Below are 18,447 nucleotides of genomic sequence, written 5' to 3' on the forward strand. Positions count from 1 at the left end.
CTTCAGAAGAATCCGCGGTCCGGCGGCGCAACACCCGAGTCTCGATCATGGTCCACAGGGCGCGCGCCACGGCGGCCCTCATCTGAAATTGGAGCGGCGATTATATGGTTCAGGTCGGTCACGACCCGGCGGCGCAGGGCGGGCTTTACCCTGGTGAGAAACCGGGGGAGGCGCCGGCGCAGGCAGCCCTCTCCGAGGGCGTCGATGACGCCCAGGACGTCGGGGTCGACGTCCCCGAACGCCGCAGCGCCGAGGCCGGGCGCGACGAGATCGCGCTGCGCCTCGACAAATGGCTGGTGCAGCTGGCGCCGGAGTTCTCGCGCAGTCACCTGCAGGGCCTGATCGAGCGCGGTTGCGTCACGCTCGACGGACAGCTCGTCACCCACGCGTCGCGCAAGCCCCGGCTTGGGCAGACGCTGGTCGTCGACCTGGTCCCGACCGAGGAAGCGCTGGCCTTCCGCCCGGAACCCCTCGCGCTCGACATCGTCTTCGAGGACGAGCACCTGCTCGCGGTGAACAAGCCGGCCGGGCTGGTCGTCCATCCGGCCGCGGGCAACTGGTCCGGCACGCTGATGAACGGGCTGCTGGCCCATCACGCCAAGGCGGCGACGCTGCCGCGCGCGGGCATCGTGCATCGGCTGGACAAGGACACGTCGGGCTTGATGGTCGTCGGCAAGACGCTGCCGGCGGTCACCGCGCTCATGCGGATGATCGCGGCCCGGGAGGTCCATCGCGAGTACCTGGCCCTGGTCCACGGCCGCACGCCCGACGAGTGGATCGTCGACGCACCGATCGGCCGCGATCCGCAGTCGCGCACGCGGATGGCCGTCGTGGGTGGCGGCAAGCCGGCGCGCACCGATTTCTTCAAGCTGGCCGAGGGCGAGTGGCAGGACGCGCGCGGCCTGAACCGAACCGTCTCCGCGCTGCACTGTGTGCTGCATTCGGGGCGCACGCACCAGATCCGCGTGCACGCCGCGCACCGCGGACACGCGCTGGTGTCGGACGCCCTCTACGGCGGGGCCGAGGCGCTGGGCGTGCCGCGCCAGGCGCTGCATGCCGCGCGGCTCGGTTTCGCCCATCCGATCACCGGCGAACCGCTGCGCTTCGAGGCCCCGTTGCCGGCCGATCTGGCGTCCGGGTGGCGCGTCTCGGGTTTGCCCGATCCGGTGTTCTGAGAGCGGTGCGCCCGCTCGCGCTACAATGCGTCCCAGTACTTGCGCTGAGACCAACGTGAAGAGCGTGCGCAAGACGGCGGCGGGCTGGCAGTCGACCCCGTTCGCAGCGCAGGCCGCACACCGACGCGGCGCCCCACTGACCGGCCGGATCCACCACTGAGCGGCGGCCGTTGGAGCACAGAGCTCCCAAGCAAGCAGATCGAATCCGTCCGGCGCGGCCCGTTGCCGTCGCCGGCGCCCAAGATGGCGACACACACCGATTTGACCGGCCTCCAGGCCGGCCTGACGAACTGAGTTCATGGATACGCAGGAGGCGAAGCGGGTCCTGGAAACGGCGTTGCTGTGCGCGCAGGCGCCGCTGACGCTGCGTGACATGCGCTCGCTGTTCGCGGACGAGCTCAACGGCGACAGCGTGCGGACGCTGCTCGACGAGTTGCTGCGCGAGTGGGAAGGGCGCGGCGTCGAGCTGGTGGCGCTGTCCTCCGGCTGGCGCTTCCAGAGCCGGCCCGAGATGCGCGAGCATCTGGACCGGCTGCACCCGGAGAAGCCGCCGAAGTATTCGCGGGCGGTGCTGGAGACGCTGGCGATCATCGCCTACCGTCAACCGGTGACCCGCGGGGACATCGAGGACATCCGCGGCGTGGTGGTGGCTACGCCCATCATCAAGCAGCTCGAGGACCGCGACTGGATCGAGGTCATCGGGCATCGCGAGGCGCCGGGCCGGCCGGCGCTGTATGCGACGACGAAGCATTTCCTGGACGACCTGGGGCTGCATTCGCTGGAGCAATTGCCGGCCTTGATCCAGGGCGGCGACCCGACGCCGATCGCCGGGGCGCTGCAGGCCTCGCTGCTCGAGGAACCGCCCGGCGACGTGGTCGTCGAGCTCGATCCGCCGGCGCCGGAGATCCAGCCGGGCGAGCCGGTGGCGGAGGTCGAGGCCGCTGAAACGGTGGGAAGCGCCCAAACCGGCGAGCCCGCCGAAACCGTCGACGCGGCAGAAGTTGCCGAGACGGCGGAAGTCGCGGAGACGACGGAAGTCGCGGAGACGGCAGAGGCTGCCGAGACCGTCGAGACCGCTGAAACGAACCTGGCGGCGCCCGAATCTTCGGACGCCGCCACTGAAGACGAATCCAAGCCGGCCGCCTCGCGTGATCCGGGTGAAGAACCACAGGCCGGGGCCGTCAACCCCGAGCCCACTTGAGCGCCCCGGGAAGGGGCCGTGTCCACCGCTGACAAGGTGCAAGCCGACACATGAATTCCAACGATATCGACGATTCCAAGCCCGAGACGCTGACGGCCGGTCCGGCCGACACCCCGTCCGACGCGCCCGCGAAACCCAAGCGCACCCGCAAGGTCGCCGCGGCTCCGACTGAGGCGACCGACCCGGGCGCCGCACCCGCGGCCGAGGAGACGCCGAAGCCTCGAGCGCGCCGCAAGACGGCCGCCGCGGCGGAAGTGCCTGCCGAGGCCACGGTCGAGGTCCAGGCCGAAACGCCCGCGGCAGAAGACGCGCCAGCGTCCAAGCCCAAGCGCCGCACGAAGAAGACCGCCGAGGCGGACGCCGCGCCGGTGCAGGCCGACCGCGCCGTGATCCACGTGCCGGTCGCGACCGTCGAGGCTTCGCCCGCGCCGGTGTCGCCGGTGGCCGGGGCGGTTGTCGAGCTGGTGTCGCAGGAGTCTCCTGAGTCGCGAGAAGCGGGTCCGGTGGCGAGTGAAGGCGCCGACGGCGACGCAGGCAGCGACGGCGAAGGCCGTGGCCGCAATCGTCGCCGCCGCGGGCGCGACCGTGATCGCGAACCGCGTGAAGGTCAGCCGGTCCAGGCGCAGGGCGATGCTTCCGAGCCCGGCGAAGGCGCCGGGTCCGCGCCGACGCAGGTCGACAGCGCCCAGCTCCAGGCCGAGGCGCAGGCGCGCTTCGACGCGCTGGTGTCCGGTGCCTTCGATGCTGACGCCGAGGACGACGGCGCCGAGCCCGCCGAGATCGCCGATGTCGAGGCGTCGTCCGACGACGGCGAGTCCGATGCCACCGACCAGCCCGCCAAGCGTGTGCTCGCTCCCGATGCCGACGCGCCCAAGCTGCAGAAGGTGCTGGCGCAGGCCGGCGTCGGCTCGCGCCGCGACATCGAGGACATGATCGCCAAGGGCCAGATCACGGTGAACGGCGAAGTTGCCCACGTCGGTCAGCGCATCTCCTACGGCGACCGCGTCGCCGTGGCCGGCAAGCCGATCAAGGTCCGCATCGCGCCGGTCGCGCCGCGGATCCTGGCGTACCACAAGCCGGTCGGCGAGGTGGTGACCTTCAACGACCCCGAAGGCCGCCCCACCGTCTTCCGCAGCCTGCCGCGCCTGCCGCAGGGCAAGTGGCAGTCGGTCGGTCGCCTCGACCTGAATACCGAAGGCCTGCTGCTGTTCACCAACTCCGGTGAACTTGCCAACCAGCTGATGCATCCGCGCTTCGGCGTCGAGCGCGAGTACGCGGTCCGCGTGCTGGGTTCGCTGAGCAAGGAACAGAAGGAGAAGCTGCTGACCGGCGTCGACGTCGACGGCCAGCAGGCCAGCTTCAAGAGCATCGAGGACGGCGGCGGCGAAGGCGTGAACCGCTGGTACCGCGTCGTCATCACCGAAGGCCGCAACCGCGAAGTCCGCAAGCTGTTCGAGACCGTCGGCCTGGCCGTCAGTCGCCTGATCCGCATCCGCTACGGCACCGTCGTGTTGCCGCGTGGCCTGCGTCGTGGCGTCTACATCGAACTCGGCGATGCCGACGTGCGGATCATCCGGCAACTGGCCGGGAACGAGCCGCGTCCGCCGCGCAACAACGATCGCAATGACCGGGGCGACAAGCGCCGCCGCGGCAACAGCGGCGGTCCGCGTCCGAGCCGTCCGGAGCAGGGCCGCAACGAGCAGCGCGGTGAGTTCCGTGGCGATCGCAACGAGCAGCGGGCAGACCGCGGCGATCAGCGCGGCGACCGCAACGATCAGCGCGGCGACCGTCAGGATCGTCCGCAGCGCAACGACCGGAACGAGCAGCGCCCCCCGCAGAATCAGGCGCAACGCCCGCAGCAGCAACAGCAGCAGCAGGAGCGCGACCGCGATCGCCGCCCCCGCGACGAGGACGATGACGACTTCATCCCGAAGCACATCAACCCGCTGGAGCAGACCTTCGACCGGCGCTTCGCGACCGGCAGCAAGCGCATCCCGCAGGGCTTCGGCAAGGGCGGCAGCGATTCCGGCCACAACCCCCATCAGGGCAACAAGCGTGGCCCGGGTGGCGAGCACCAGCCGGATCCGATGAAGACCTCGATGGGCTACATCGGTGCCGACGCCTTCATCAATCGCGGCAACAACCGGGGCGGTGGTCGCCGTGGCGGCGGCGGCGGTGGTGGTGGAGGTGGTGGCGGCGGCGGAGGCCGCGGCCGCCGCTGATCAGGTTTGAACGCCCGGCGCCCGCCATCCGGCGGGGCAGGGCGGAACGGGCCGGGTTCCATCCCGGCTTTTTGCCTTCCGGCGACACCCGGCTGAAAACGGGATGTCACTTGGGGGCTTGACTTCACGCATTACAATGCCGGGCTTTGCCAAGCCCAAGATTTTCAAGGAAAAAGACATGGCCATCGAACGCACCCTCTCCATCATCAAGCCCGATGCCGTGGCCAAGAACGTCATCGGCCAGATCTACACCCGCTTCGAAGGCGCCGGCCTGAAGGTCATCGCCTCCAAGCAGAAGCAGCTGTCGCGCGCCGAAGCCGAAGCGTTCTACGCCGTGCACAAGGCCCGCCCGTTCTTCAACGACCTGGTGACCTTCATGATCTCCGGCCCGGTGCAGATCCAGGTGCTGGAAGGCGAAGGCGCCATCCTGAAGAATCGCGACCTGATGGGCGCGACCGACCCGAAGAAGGCTGAGAAGGGCACCATCCGCGCCGACTTCGCCGACAGCATCGACGCGAACGCCGTGCACGGCTCGGACGCCGCCGAGACCGCGGCCGTCGAGATCGCGTTCTTCTTCTCCGGTCTGGAAATCAACGGCCGCTGAGCCGTCACCGCCTCTGGACCCCGGGCCAGCAGGCCCTAGCGAAAGAGGAGTACACACGATGGACGCGGTCAACCTGCTCGGATTCGATCTGCAAGGCCTGGCCGCGTACTGCGAGCAGCTGGGGGAGAAGCGCTTTCGCGCGACCCAGCTGTTCCGCTGGATCCATCAGAAGGGCGCGTCGGACTTCGCCCAGATGTCCGACCTGGCCAAGTCGCTGCGCGACAAGCTGGCCGGGCGCGCCCACATCACCGCACTGCCGGTGATCTCCGAACATGTCTCGGCCGACGGCACCATCAAGTGGTTGTTCGACGTCGGCCAGGGCAACGCCGTCGAGGCGGTCTACATCCCCGAGGACGATCGGGCCACGCTGTGCATCTCCAGCCAGGCCGGTTGCGCCGTGGGTTGCCGCTTCTGCTCGACCGGCCATCAAGGCTTCAGCCGCAACCTCGAGACCTGGGAGATCGTCGCCCAGCTCTGGTATGCCGAGCACTCGCTGCGGCAGCGTCTGGGCAAGGACGAACGCATCATCTCCAACGTCGTGATGATGGGCATGGGCGAGCCGCTGCAGAACTACGGCGCGCTGATCCCCGCGCTGAAGATGATGCTGGACGACCATGGCTACGGTCTGTCGCGGCGCCGCGTGACGGTGTCGACCTCGGGCGTGGTCCCGATGATCGACCGCCTGCGCGACGATGCGCCGGTGGCGCTGGCCGTGTCGCTGCACGCGCCCAACGACCCGCTGCGCGACCAGCTGGTGCCGCTCAATCGCAAGTACCCGATCGCGGAACTGCTGGCGAGCTGCAACGCCTACCTGGACAAGGCACCCCGCGACTTCATCACCTTCGAGTACTGCATGCTGCAGGAGGTGAACGATGCGCCGGAGCAGGCCCGCGAGCTGATCGCGCTGCTCAAGGGCAAGGTGCCCTGCAAGATCAACCTGATCCCGTTCAATCCGTTCCCCGCGTCGGGCCTGAAGCGCAGCACCAACGAGCGCGTCAAGGCCTTCGCCGATCTGCTGATCCAGGCCGGCATCGTGACGACCGTGCGCAAGACGCGCGGCGACGACATCGACGCCGCCTGCGGCCAACTGGCCGGCGAGGTGCAGGACCGGACCCGGGTTCATCTGCGCATGGTGCGCGCGCCCGTGGTGGTACAGCGCGGCGCGGCATCCGGCGGCACTTCGGGCGCGGCGCCCGCGGCCGCCACGCCTTCGACTCCCGTCACTCCCACAGGCCCACGTCCATGACCCTTTCGTCGCCCGGCTCCCTCCTTCCGCGTCGTTCCGCCCGGACCCTGTCCGTCGTGCTGCTGATCGCCGCGGCCCTGGCCGGGTGCGCGGGCGGTGCGCAGCAGCAACAGCAGCCGCGCACGGAGAGCGACAAGACCGACAACGACCGCCGGGCGCAGGTGCGGCTCGAGCTCGCCAGCGGCTACTTCGCCCGCGGCCAGTACGAGACGGCGCTGGACGAGGTCAAGCTCGCGATGGCCGCCAAGCCGGATCTGCCCGAGGCGATCAACCTGCGCAACCTGATCTACGCCGCGATGGGCGAGTACGGTCTGGCCGAGGACGGCTTCAAGCAGTTGATCGCCCGTGACCGCAACAACGGCGATTCGCTGCACAACTACGGCTGGTTCCTGTGCCAGCGCCAGCGCTATGCCGAGGCCTACCAGCAGTTCGAGGCGGCCGTGGCGCTGCCGGCCTACCGCACGCCGTCGCGCACGCTGCTGGCCTGGGGCGCCTGCGAGGCGCGCGAGGGCCGTCTGGTGCCGGCACAGGCCCACCTGACCAAGGCCTTCGAGGTCGAACCCGGGAATCCGACGATCGCGATGAACCTGGGCGAAGTGCTGTACCGCCAGGGCGAATACGAACGCGCGCGCTTCTACGCGCGCCGCGTCAACAGCAACGTGGAACAGGCGAACGCCGCCAGCCTCTGGCTGGAGCTGCGCATCGAGCGCCGCCTGGGCAACACGTCCAACATGGACGATCTCGGCCAGCAGATGCGGCGCAAGTACCCGCAGGCGGCCGAGACGCAGGCATTGAACAACGGTCGATTCGATGAATGAGGGACATCGCATGACTCCGACGGCCGCCGACGAGGCGACGAACGGGGAAGCGCCTGGCGCTTCCGCACCGGCATCCACGCACGCTCCCGCTCCCGCCTTGGCGCCGGTCACCGCGGGTGAGGCCCTGCGTCGCGCGCGCGAAGCTCGCGGCTTGCACATCGCCGCGCTGGCCGCGACGCTGAAGGTGCCGCAATCGAAGCTGGAAGCGCTGGAAGCCGATCGCTACAAGGATCTGCCCGATGCGACCTTCGTGCGGGCGCTGGCGCGCTCGATGTGCCGCGTGCTGAAAGTCGAGGCCGAACCGGTGCTGAAGATGCTGCCGAGCGGCGGCGCCGAGGCCTCGCTCGACCGCGTGACGCCGGGCCTGAACCAGCCGTTCCGCGAGCGTTCGGTGAGCCAGGAGCCCGCGCTGTCGGCGGAGCTGCTCAAGCGCCCGGCCGTGCTCGGAATCGGCGTGCTGTTGATCGCCGCCGTGGCCGTCTATGCCATCCCGTCGAGCTGGATCGATCAGGTCACGCAGCGCCTGCGGCCGGCCGAATCCGCCGCCACGGCGCCCGGGCCGGACAACGTCGCCGGCACGCCGCCGGCAGTGATGGAGACGCCGCCGACCAACGTGGAAGCGCCCGTGGTGAGCGCCTCCGAGACCGCGCCCGCCGGCCAGGTCGCCGCCGGAACGTCGACGCTGCCGTCGCAAGGCTCCACCGCGACGACGGCACCGGTCACCACCGCACCGGCGACCACGGCACCTGCGCCGAATGTCGCCGCCCAGGCCCCGACCGCATCCGCGTCCGCCGGCCAACCGGTCCAGGCTGGCGCCCCCGCGCCCGGCACCTCGCCGCTGAAGGTCCGCGCCAGCGCGGAGTCCTGGGTCGAGGTCGTCGACGCCAAGGGCCAGGTGCTGTTGTCCAGACTGTTGCGTCCGGGCGATCTCGTCGACGTCAATGGCGTCGCGCCGCTGAAGCTGCGCGTGGGCAATGTGTCCGGCACGGAACTGGTGTTCCGCGGCCAGACGGTGGACCTCGCCGCCCGGTCGCGCGACAACGTCGCCCGCCTCGAACTGAACTGAACACCCCCGAGCCAACGGGCGCCGCACCAGCCGTACCCCCTTTCGCAAGAGCGCCGCAAGATGGACAAGCCAGCCACTCCCGATTTCGTCGAAGCCAACGCCGAAGCCAACGCTGAAGCCAACGATCTGTCCGATCTGATCGCCGCCGCCGCGCCCTCCGCGCGCCGCTCGCGACAGGCGCAGGTGCGCTGGGGCAACCGCGTGGTGACCATCGGCGGCGACGCGCCGGTGCGCGTGCAGTCGATGACCAACACCGACACCGTCGACGTCATCGAGACGGCGATCCAGGTCAAGGAGCTGGCGCAGGCCGGCTCGGAGCTGGTCCGCATCACCGTCAACAACGCCGAGGCCGCCGACGCCGTCCCGCACATCCGCGAGCAGCTCGATCGCATGGGCATCGACGTCCCGCTGGTCGGCGACTTCCACTACAACGGCCACCGGCTGCTGACCGAGCATCCGGCCATGGCGCGGGCGCTGTCGAAGTACCGGATCAATCCGGGCAACGTCGGCAAGGGCGACAAGAAGGACCGCCAGTTCGCCCAGATGATCGAGGCCGCGATGCAGTACGACAAGGTCGTGCGCATCGGCGTCAACTGGGGCAGCCTGGACCAGGAACTGCTCGCCCAGATGATGGACGAGAACGCGAAGCGCGCCGCCCCCTGGGACGGCAAGCAGGTCATGTACCAGGCGCTGATCCAGTCGGCGCTGTCGTCGGCGTCGTATGCCCGCGAACTGGGCATGAATCCCGACAACATCATCATCAGCTGCAAGGTCAGCGGCGTGCAGGACCTGATCTCGGTCTACCGCGCGCTGAGCAGGCGCTGCGACTACGCGCTGCACCTGGGCCTGACCGAGGCCGGCATGGGCACCAAGGGCACGGTGGCCTCGGCCGCGGCGCTGTCGGTGCTGCTGCAGGAAGGCATCGGCGACACGATCCGCGTCTCGCTGACGCCGCAACCCGGCGAGTCCCGCACGCAGGAGGTGGTCGTCGCGCTGGAGATCCTGCAGTCGCTGGGCCTGCGCGCGTTCAACCCGAGCGTGACCGCCTGCCCGGGCTGCGGCCGCACGACCAGCACCACCTTCCAGGAACTGGCCAAGCAGATCGACGATTTCCTGCGCGCGCAGATGCCGGTCTGGCGCGAGAAGTACCCCGGCGTCGAGACCATGAAGGTCGCGGTGATGGGCTGCATCGTCAACGGCCCCGGCGAGAGCAAGCATGCCGACATCGGCATCAGCCTGCCGGGCAACGGCGAGGCGCCGGCCGCGCCCGTCTTCATCGACGGCGAGAAGGCGCTGACCCTGCGCGGCGACAACATCGCCGGCGAGTTCCACGCCCTGGTCGAGACCTACATTGAAAAGCGCTTCGGCGCGCCTACCACCACCGCATGAGCAAGAACATCCAGGCCGTCAAGGGGATGAACGACATCCTCCCGGCCAGCGTCGACCGCAAGGACAAGCTGCCGAGCAGCCAGCTGTGGAGCTGGTTCGAGACCACGCTGCGCGGCGTGCTGCAGCGCTACGGCTACCAGTACATGCTGACCCCGATCGTCGAGCCGACCGCGCTGTTCGTGCGCGGCCTGGGCGAGGTGACCGACATTGTCGAGAAGGAGATGTACTCCTTCACCGACAGCATGAACGGCGACAAGCTGACGCTGCGTCCGGAAGCCACCGCCGGCATCGTCCGCGCGATGGTCGAGCACAACGCGCTGTACAACGGCCCGCTGCGCCTGTGGACGCTGGGCCCGATGTTCCGCCACGAGAAGCCGCAGAAGGGCCGCTACCGCCAGTTCAACCAGCTGGACGTCGAGGCGCTGGGCTTCGCCGGCCCGGACGTGGACGCCGAGATCATCCTGATGGTCCGCCGCCTGTGGCAGGAGCTGGGTCTGGTCGTCGGCGAGCACGTGCGGCTGGAGCTCAACTCACTGGGCCAGCCGGAGGAGCGCGCCGCGCACCGCGCCGCGCTGATCGCCCACTTCGAGGCGCACGCCGACAAGCTCGATGAAGACGGCAAGCGCCGCCTGCACACCAATCCGCTGCGCATCCTCGACACGAAGAATCCGGCCATGCAGCCGGTGGTCGAATCCGCGCCCAAGCTGATGGACTTCCTCGGCGAAGAGACGCTGGCGCACTTCAACGCCGTGCGCGCGATCCTCGACGCCGCCGGTCTGGAGTACCGCATCAACACGCGCCTGGTGCGCGGCATGGACTACTACAACCTGACCGTCTTCGAGTGGGTGACCGACCAGCTCGGTTCCCAGGGCACGGTCTGCGGCGGCGGTCGCTACGACGGCCTGTTCGAGCAGCTTGGCGGCAAGCCGACGCCGGCGGTGGGCTTCGGCCTGGGCATCGAGCGTCTGCTGCTGCTGATCGACGAGCTGGGCCTGCCGGTGCCGTCGTCGGCCCCGGACGTCTACGCCATCCTGCCGGACGCGGCCGTGCTGCCGCAGGCCATCCCCGTGCTGGAGGCGCTGCGCGCCGAAGGCGTCGCGGTGCAGATGCACGCCGGCGGCGGCTCGTTCAAGTCGCAGTTCAAGAAGGCCGACGCCTCGGGCGCGCGCTTTGCGCTGGTGTTCGGTCCCGACGAACTCGCCCGCGGCGAAGTCGCCGTCAAGCCGCTGCGCGGCGACGGCGAACAGGTGACACGCCCGCTTAACACGGTCGCTGCATGGGCGGCCGACCTGCGCACCGCATAATCGCGACCTCGAATTTCAACCCGGACCCTCACTCGCACATGGCGTCTCATCTCGATCTCGAAGAACAGGAACAGCTGGAGCAGCTCAAGGCGTTCTGGAAGCGCTGGGGCAATCCGATCACCTGGCTGTTGACGCTGGCGCTGGTGGCTTACGCCGGCTGGACCGGCTGGAACTACTGGCAGCGCACGGAAGCCGCCAAGGCCGCCGCGATGTTCGGTGAGCTGCAGCGTGCGACGCAGGCCGCCGACCTGGGCAAGAGCGTCGCCGTCTTCGGCAACCTGAAGCAGGACTATGCCGGCACCGGGTACGCCGCGCAGGCCGCACTGCTGACCGCCAAGCTGCAGCTGGACAAGGAAAAGGCCGACGACGCGCGCGCCACCCTGACCTGGGCCGCCGCCAACGCCAAGGGCGATGCCTACCGCGATCTGGCGCGCCTGCGCCTGGCCGCGCTGCAGATGGACGCCAAGCAGTTCGACGAAGCCGGCAAGACGCTGGACAGCGTCAAGAGCGCGGACTTCGCCGCCCTGGTGGCCGACCGCCGCGGCGATCTGGCGCTGCTGCAGAACAAGCCGGACGTCGCCAAGACCGAGTTCAAGAAGGCTTACGACGGGCTGGACAAGCAGCTCGACTATCGCCGCCTGCTCGAAGTGAAGCTGGCCAGCCTGGGCGTGGCCGTCGGCGGTGACGAGCCCGCTGCGGGAGCCACTCAATGAACGCCGGCCTGACCTTCGGTCGGCTGACCCGGGCGCTGCTGCTGGGCGGGGTCGCGGCGACGCTGGGCGCCTGCTCGCTGTTCAGCAGCTCCACCGCGCCCAAGCCGGCGGCGCTGGAGAACATCACGCCGTCGCTCCAGGCCCGCGTGGCTTGGGAAGCGCGCGTGGACAGCGTCAAGTTCCCGCTGACGATCACGGCGGTCAACGACCGCTTCGTCGTCGGCGGATCGGATGGCGTCATCAGCGCGATCTCCGCGAATGACGGCACCACGCTGTGGCGCGCCGACATCGGCAAGGGCCTGACGGCGGGCGTCGGCAGCGATGGCCGCTTCGCCGCGGCCGTGACGCGCGACAACGAACTGGTCGTGACCGAAGGCGACAAGATCCTGTGGCGCAAGACGATGACGACCCCGGTCGTGACGTCGCCGTTCGTCGCCGGCGAGCGCGTGTTCGTGCTGACGCTGGACCGCGCGGTGCTGGCCTTCGACGCCGTCGACGGCCGCCGCCTGTGGGAACTGCGCCGTCCGGGCGAGCCGCTCACGCTGCAGCAGGCCGGCGTGCTCGGTGCCTACCAGAACACGCTGCTGGTCGGGCAGGGCTCGCGCCTGGCGGGCATCGACCCCACCCGTGGCCTGCTGATGTGGGAAGCGACCGTCGCCAACCCGCGCGGCACCAACGAAGTCGAACGCCTGGCCGATCTGGTCGGTCCGCTGGCCCGGGACAACGACGTCTTCTGCGCCCGTGCGTTCCAGTCGGCGGTCGCCTGCGTCAACGGTGAACGCGGCAACACGATCTGGACCCGCAACAACGCCGGCCTGCGCGGCGTGGGCGCCGACTCGACGATCGTCGTCGGCGGCGACGCCTCCGACCGCCTGACGGCCTGGGGCACCCGCACCGGCGACGTCGTCTGGACCGCCGACCAGTTCCAGAACCGCAAGCTCAGCGCGCCGCTGGTGACCGACAAGTCGGTCATCGTCGGCGACAGCGAGGGCTACGTGCATTTCCTGTCCAAGGACAAGGGTCTGACCGTGCAGCGCCTGCAGACCGACAGCTCCGGCATCGCCGCGGCGCCGGTGCAGCTCGGCGGCACGGTGCTGATCGCCACCCGCAGCGGACGCCTGTTCGCGCTGCGCCAAGACTGATATGAAACCTGTGATCGCCCTGGTGGGCCGCCCCAACGTGGGCAAGTCCACGCTGTTCAACCGGATGACGAAGAGCCGCGACGCCATCGTCGCGGACTTCGCCGGCCTCACGCGCGACCGCCATTACGGCGACGGTCGTCTGGGCGATCGCGAGTTCATCGTCATCGACACCGGTGGCTTCGAGCCGGACAGCACCACCGGCATCGTCAAGGAGATGGCCAAGCAGACCCGCCAAGCCGTGGCCGAGGCGGATGCCGTCATCTTCGTGCTGGACGTCCGCACCGGCCTCGCCGGCCAGGACCTGGACATCGGCCGTTATCTGCGCCAGTGCAACAAGCGCGTCTTCATCGCCGTCAACAAGGCCGAAGGCATGAGCGACAGCCCGCTGCTGGCCGAGTTCCATGAGCTCGGCATGGGCGAGCCGCATCCGGTTTCCGCCGCGCACGGGCAGGGCATCCGCTCGCTGCTCGAGGCGGTGCTGGACAGCTTCGAGGCGCCGGTCGAGGACGAGGAACCCGCGGAGGGTGCCGGTCCCGACGACGAGCGGGCGATCCGCCTCGCGGTCGCCGGCCGTCCCAACGTCGGCAAGAGCACGCTGATCAACACCTGGCTGGGCGAGGAGCGCCTGGTCGCCTTCGACATGCCCGGCACGACGCGCGACGCCATCAGCGTCGACTTCGAGCACAACGGCCAGAAGTTCAAGCTGATCGACACCGCCGGCCTGCGCCGCAAGGGCAAGGTCTTCGAGGCGATCGAGAAGTTCTCGGTGGTCAAGACGCTGCAGGCGATCGCCGACGCCAACGTCGTGCTGTTGCTGATCGACGCGACCCAGGGCGTCACCGACCAGGACGCGCACATCGCCGGCTATGCGCTGGACAGCGGCCGGGCGGTCGTCATCGCAATCAACAAGTGGGACGCGATCGACAGCTACCAGCGCGAGACCATCGAGCGCCAGATCCAGACACGCCTGGGCTTCCTGCGTTTCGCGCCGATCCTGAAGATCTCCGCGCTGAAGCGGCAGGGCCTGGGCCCGCTGTGGAAGGCGCTGGCGGACGCCTATTCGTCCGCCTACCGCAAGATGACGACGCCGGTGCTGACGCGCCTGATCCAGGAAGCGGTGCAGCATCAGCAGCCGCAGCGCTCGGGCATCTCGCGTCCGAAGCTGCGCTACGCCCACCAGGGCGGGATGAATCCGCCGATCGTCGTCATCCACGGCAATGCGCTCGAAGGCGTCAGCGACGTCTACAAGCGTTATCTGGAAGGGCGCATCCGCGACCACTACAAGCTGGTGGGCACGCCGATGAAGATCGAGCTGCGTTCCTCGAAAAACCCGTTCGCCGAAACCTGAGGACGGGCCGGCCCGGGGAAACCCGGTGCTGTGATAAGGTGCGAGGTTCCAACACCTCTCCCTCTCTAACACGGAGCATATCGTGAGCAACAAAGGACAACTCTTGCAAGATCCCTTCCTGAACCTGCTGCGCAAGGAGCATGTTCCTGTGAGCATCTACCTCGTGAACGGCATCAAGCTGCAGGGCCACATCGAGTCCTTTGACCAGTACGTGGTGCTGCTGCGCAATACGGTCACGCAGATGGTCTACAAGCACGCCATCTCGACGGTGGTGCCGGGCCGTGCGGTGAACTTCCACACCGGCGAGAGCAACGACGCCAGCTGAAGCTGATTGACCACACAAGACCCCACCCATTCGACGCCGCCCCCCGAGGCGGCGCGTGCCATTCTGGTGGGGGTCGATCTGGGCCGCGGCGAGGCCTTCGACCCCACCCTCGACGAACTCGCGCTGCTGGCCGAGTCCGCCGGTGACACCCCGGTCGCGCGGGTCGTCGCGCGGCGCAAGGCGCCCGACGCGGCGCTGTTCATCGGTTCCGGCAAGGCCGACGAGATCAAGCTGATGGTGCAGGCGCTCGGCGCCCACACCGTGCTGTTCGACCAGGCGATCTCCCCCGCGCAGCAACGCAATCTGGAACGCCACCTCGGCGTGCCCGTGGCCGACCGCACCGCGCTGATCCTGGAGATCTTCGCGGCCCGCGCGCAGAGCTTCGAGGGCAAGCTGCAGGTAGAGCTCGCGCGGCTGCAGTACCTCGCCACACGCCTCGTGCGTCGTTGGAGCCATCTGGAACGTCAGAGCGGCGGCATCGGCATGCGCGGCGGCCCCGGCGAGCGCCAGATCGAGCTGGACCGCCGGATGATCGACGACCGCATCAAGTCGATCAAGGAGCGGCTCAAGAAGGTCCAGAAGCAGCGCGCCACGCAGCGTCGCGCCCGTGCGCGCAACGGCGTGTTCCGTGTCTCGCTGGTGGGTTACACCAACGCCGGCAAGAGCACGCTGTTCAATGCGCTGACCAAGGCGCGGGCCTACGCGGCCAATCAGCTCTTCGCGACGCTCGACACGACGACCCGCTCGCTGTACCTCGAAGAGGCCGGCACCAGCGTCTCGTTGTCCGACACCGTCGGCTTCATCCGCGATCTGCCGCACAAGCTGGTCGAGGCGTTCAAGGCCACGCTGCAGGAGGCGGCCGACGCCGACCTGCTGCTGCATGTCGTCGACGCCGCCAGTCCGGTGCTGACCGAGCAGATGGAGGAGGTGGAGCGGGTGCTCGCCGAGATCGGCGCGCAGCACATCCCGCAGATCCTCGTCTACAACAAGCTCGATCTGCTGGAGGACAACCAGCGTCCGCGCCAGCTGCAGGACTGGCTGACGCGCGTCGGCGGCGAGCACGGCGGACAACGTCTGCCGCGGATCTTCGTCAGCGCGGCCAAGGGCGAAGGCCTGGACGAACTGCGCACGATGATCGCGTCGCTGATGCAGGCCGCCCCGGTGCCCGAGTACAGCGGCATGACGGATGCCGACGACGAAGCCGGCGACGAAGCCGAAAGGGGCGAAGGGGTCGAAGAGGCGGATGGGAGCGGTGCCGACGATGTCGACTTGAACCCTCAGGACCCGCCCCAAGATCGTTCGGACCCGCAGGATCATCCGCAGGGACGCACAGGCTGAGGCCCTTCGCCAATGCCCGATACTTGCAACAAGACTTCCTCATCAGGATGCGTATGAATCAAGACGATCGCATGTCCGTCGCCGGTGGTGGACGTGACCCGCGGGGTGGAGCCGGCAGCCTGCGCCGCCGGCTGGGGCTCTGGATGAGCAATGGCCGCAACGAAGGCCCGCCAGACCTGGACGAGCTGTGGCGCGACTTCAACCGCAAGCTCTCGCGGCTGTTCGGCGGCCGCGGCGGCAATGACGGCAATGGCCCTTCCGGCGGCGGCAATCCCCAGCCCGACATGCGCGGCGCCGGTATCGGCGCCGGCCTGGTGGTCGGCGTGGTGCTGCTCGGCTGGCTGGCCAGCGGCCTGTTCATCGTGCAGGAAGGTCAGCAGGGCGTGGTCACCTCGTTCGGCAAGTACAGCCGCACGGTGGACGCCGGCATCCAGTACCGCTTCCCGTATCCGTTCCAGGCGCACGAGGTCGTCTCGGTGACGCAACTGCGCTCGGTCGAGATCGGTCGCAACACGGTCGGCCAGGCCACCGGCCTGCGCGATTCGTCGATGCTGACGCAGGACGAGAACATCATCGACGTGCGCTTCACCGTGCAGTACCGGCTGAAGGATTCGCGCGACTACCTGTTCGAGAACGTCAACACCGACGAGGCCGTCACGCTGGCGTCGGAATCGGCCGTGCGCGAGATCGTCGGTCGCAACGAGGCGAATGCCGTGCTCTACGAGAAGCGCGACCAGATCGCCACCGAGCTGCAGACGTCGATCCAGCAGCAGCTGGACCGGCTGAAGACGGGGATCCAGATCTCCGCCGTCAACCTGAACAGCGTGCAACCGCCGGAGCAGGTGCAGGCCTCCTTCGAGGATGCCTTCCGCGCCAACGCCGATCGCGAACGCCTGAAGAACGAGGGCGAGGCCTACGCCAACGACGTGATCCCGCGCGCCCAGGGTCAGGCGGCCCGCCTGCGCGAGGACGCCGAGGCCTACCGCGCCCGGGTCGTCTCGTACGCCGAGGGTGATGCGCAGCGCTTCAAGTCCGTGCTGGCCGAGTACCAGAAGGCGCCGGCCGTCACGCGCGACCGCCTCTACATCGACGCGATGCAGCAGGTCTATTCGCGGGTCACCAAGGTGATGGTGGACAAGAGCGGTTCCAACCTGCTGTACCTGCCGCTGGACAAGCTGATCCAGCAGCAGACGGGAACCGTCACGACCAGCGTGCCGACCCCGGTCGCGCCCGCCGATGCATCGACGGCCAGTCCCTCGCTGAGCACCGATCCGCGCTCGCGCGACAGCATGCGCAGCCGCGACCGCGACGGCCGTTGATCGACAGGAGCCCACAACAATGAATCGCATCGTCTCCGTCGTCGTCGGTCTGCTGATCCTGTTCATGATCGCCAGCTCGACCTTGTTCGTCGTCGACCAGCGTCAGTACGCGGTCGTCTACTCGCTGGGCGAGATCAAGGACGTGATCGCCGAACCCGGCCTGAAATTCAAGCTGCCGCCGCCCCTGCAGAACGTGGTCTTCCTGGACCGCCGCGTCCAGACGCTGGACTCGTCCGAGCCCCGCGCCATCTTCACCGCCGAAAAGAAGAGCCTGGTCGTCGACTGGCTGGTCAAGTGGCGCATCGTCGATCCCAAGCAGTTCATCCGCAACAACGGCAGCCAGCTGCGCAATCTCGAATCGAGACTGAGCCCGGTGGTCAATTCCGCGATGAACGAGGAGGTGACCAAGCGCACCGTGGCCGCCGTGCTGGCCACCGAGCGCGAGAAGGTCATGCTGGACGTCCGCAAGCGCCTGGAGGGCACCGCCAAGGAGCTGGGCATCGAGATCGTGGACGTGCGCGTCAAGCGCGTGGACTTCGCGGCCAACATCACCGAGGCCGTCTACAACCGGATGAAGACGGAACGCGCCCGCGCCGCCAACGAGCAGCGCTCCACCGGCGCGGCCGAAGGCGAAAAGATCAAGGCCGATGCCGACAAGCAGCGCGACGTGATCACCGCCGAGGCCTACAGCGACGCGCAGAAAATCAAGGGCGAGGGTGACGCCAAGGCGGCGGCGCTGTATTCGGAGGCCTTCAGTCGCGATCCTCAATTCGCGCAGTTCTATCGCTCGCTCGATGCCTACCAGGCGTCGTTCAAGGGCAAGAGCGATGTGATGGTGCTCGACCCGTCGAGCCCCTTCTTCAACGCGATGCGCAACGGTGGCCCCGGCGCCCTCGCAGCGCCTGCGCCGAAGAAGTGAGTTCTGGAAGGGCCGGCCCTGACGACCTCCGGGTCGACCGGCCCTCGTCAGCAGGCTGACCGGCAGCAGCCGGGGAGGGCGGCCCCATCATGAACGGCGACAAGTGGCTGGCGGCGCTGGCGCTGCTGCTGATCATGGAGGGGCTGTTGCCTTTCCTGAATCCCGACGCGTGGCGCCAGTTGTTCTCGAAGCTGTTGGCCATGAGCGACGGCCAGCTGAGATTCCTCGGCCTGGCCAGTCTGTTGTGCGGCGGCCTGCTGCTGCTCTTGCTCTGAGCATTGCGGGTCAGCAGCACGGCGCACAAGACGGTGAGCGGGC

General features: G+C 68.7%; 17 protein-coding genes. All 17 read left to right on the top strand.

Features of this window, described 5'->3' with window-relative positions:
• Positions 1–104: 104 nt before the first annotated feature.
• The gene (locus AC07PR_RS13340) at positions 105–1,175 is read left to right on the top strand and encodes an RluA family pseudouridine synthase (RefSeq protein WP_495135569.1); all 1,071 of its coding nucleotides are present in this window, start codon (positions 105–107) and stop codon (positions 1,173–1,175) included.
• Positions 1,176–1,473: 298 nt separating this feature from the next.
• On the top strand, positions 1,474–2,376 hold the full coding sequence (gene scpB, locus AC07PR_RS13345) for an SMC-Scp complex subunit ScpB (protein WP_495135570.1): 903 nt from the start codon (positions 1,474–1,476) through the stop codon (positions 2,374–2,376).
• Between the two features lie 50 nt (positions 2,377–2,426).
• The gene (locus AC07PR_RS13350) at positions 2,427–4,598 is read left to right on the top strand and encodes a pseudouridine synthase (protein WP_495135571.1); all 2,172 of its coding nucleotides are present in this window, start codon (positions 2,427–2,429) and stop codon (positions 4,596–4,598) included.
• A 178-nt stretch (positions 4,599–4,776) separates the two neighbouring features.
• Positions 4,777–5,202, top strand: coding sequence for a nucleoside-diphosphate kinase (ndk, locus tag AC07PR_RS13355; RefSeq protein WP_377152641.1), 426 nt, complete (start codon positions 4,777–4,779; stop codon positions 5,200–5,202).
• Between the two features lie 58 nt (positions 5,203–5,260).
• Positions 5,261–6,448 (top strand): dual-specificity RNA methyltransferase RlmN, encoded by a 1,188-nt coding sequence (gene rlmN, locus AC07PR_RS13360; RefSeq protein ID WP_377152643.1) that lies wholly within the window; start codon positions 5,261–5,263, stop codon positions 6,446–6,448.
• Positions 6,445–7,266: a type IV pilus biogenesis/stability protein PilW gene (gene pilW / locus AC07PR_RS13365; protein ID WP_483107298.1), complete on the top strand. Its 822-nt coding sequence runs from the start codon at positions 6,445–6,447 to the stop codon at positions 7,264–7,266. Before rlmN ends, pilW begins: the two co-directional genes overlap by 4 nt.
• Positions 7,267–7,276: 10 nt before the next feature.
• Entirely contained in the window at positions 7,277–8,332 is a 1,056-nt protein-coding gene (locus AC07PR_RS13370; protein ID WP_495135572.1) for a helix-turn-helix domain-containing protein, read from the top strand.
• A 60-nt stretch (positions 8,333–8,392) separates the two neighbouring features.
• On the top strand, positions 8,393–9,721 hold the full coding sequence (gene ispG, locus AC07PR_RS13375; RefSeq protein ID WP_495135573.1) for a flavodoxin-dependent (E)-4-hydroxy-3-methylbut-2-enyl-diphosphate synthase: 1,329 nt from the start codon (positions 8,393–8,395) through the stop codon (positions 9,719–9,721).
• Positions 9,718–11,025 (top strand): histidine--tRNA ligase, encoded by a 1,308-nt coding sequence (gene hisS / locus AC07PR_RS13380; RefSeq protein ID WP_495135574.1) that lies wholly within the window; start codon positions 9,718–9,720, stop codon positions 11,023–11,025. Before ispG ends, hisS begins: the two co-directional genes overlap by 4 nt.
• Before the next feature lie 38 nt (positions 11,026–11,063).
• Complete coding sequence (locus AC07PR_RS13385) at positions 11,064–11,738, top strand: YfgM family protein (protein WP_377152651.1); 675 nt, start codon at positions 11,064–11,066, stop codon at positions 11,736–11,738.
• Entirely contained in the window at positions 11,735–12,880 is a 1,146-nt protein-coding gene (gene bamB, locus AC07PR_RS13390) for an outer membrane protein assembly factor BamB (RefSeq protein WP_495135575.1), read from the top strand. Before AC07PR_RS13385 ends, bamB begins: the two co-directional genes overlap by 4 nt.
• A 1-nt stretch (position 12,881) precedes the next feature.
• Positions 12,882–14,228: a ribosome biogenesis GTPase Der gene (der, locus tag AC07PR_RS13395; RefSeq protein ID WP_377152656.1), complete on the top strand. Its 1,347-nt coding sequence runs from the start codon at positions 12,882–12,884 to the stop codon at positions 14,226–14,228.
• A gap of 82 nt (positions 14,229–14,310) precedes the next feature.
• Positions 14,311–14,553, top strand: coding sequence for an RNA chaperone Hfq (gene hfq / locus AC07PR_RS13400; RefSeq protein ID WP_067275532.1), 243 nt, complete (start codon positions 14,311–14,313; stop codon positions 14,551–14,553).
• A 6-nt stretch (positions 14,554–14,559) separates the two neighbouring features.
• Positions 14,560–15,891: a GTPase HflX gene (hflX, locus tag AC07PR_RS13405; RefSeq protein WP_495135576.1), complete on the top strand. Its 1,332-nt coding sequence runs from the start codon at positions 14,560–14,562 to the stop codon at positions 15,889–15,891.
• A 53-nt stretch (positions 15,892–15,944) separates the two neighbouring features.
• Complete coding sequence (hflK, locus tag AC07PR_RS13410; RefSeq protein ID WP_495135577.1) at positions 15,945–17,210, top strand: FtsH protease activity modulator HflK; 1,266 nt, start codon at positions 15,945–15,947, stop codon at positions 17,208–17,210.
• Positions 17,211–17,229: 19 nt separating this feature from the next.
• Entirely contained in the window at positions 17,230–18,129 is a 900-nt protein-coding gene (gene hflC / locus AC07PR_RS13415; protein WP_495135578.1) for a protease modulator HflC, read from the top strand.
• 89 nt (positions 18,130–18,218) lie between these two features.
• Positions 18,219–18,404, top strand: a complete 186-nt coding sequence (locus tag AC07PR_RS13420) for a DUF2065 domain-containing protein (protein WP_377152664.1) — start codon at positions 18,219–18,221, stop codon at positions 18,402–18,404.
• Positions 18,405–18,447 lie beyond the last annotated feature (43 nt).

The sequence above is a fragment of the Roseateles sp. GW821-FHT09H11 genome (assembly GCF_059415845.1).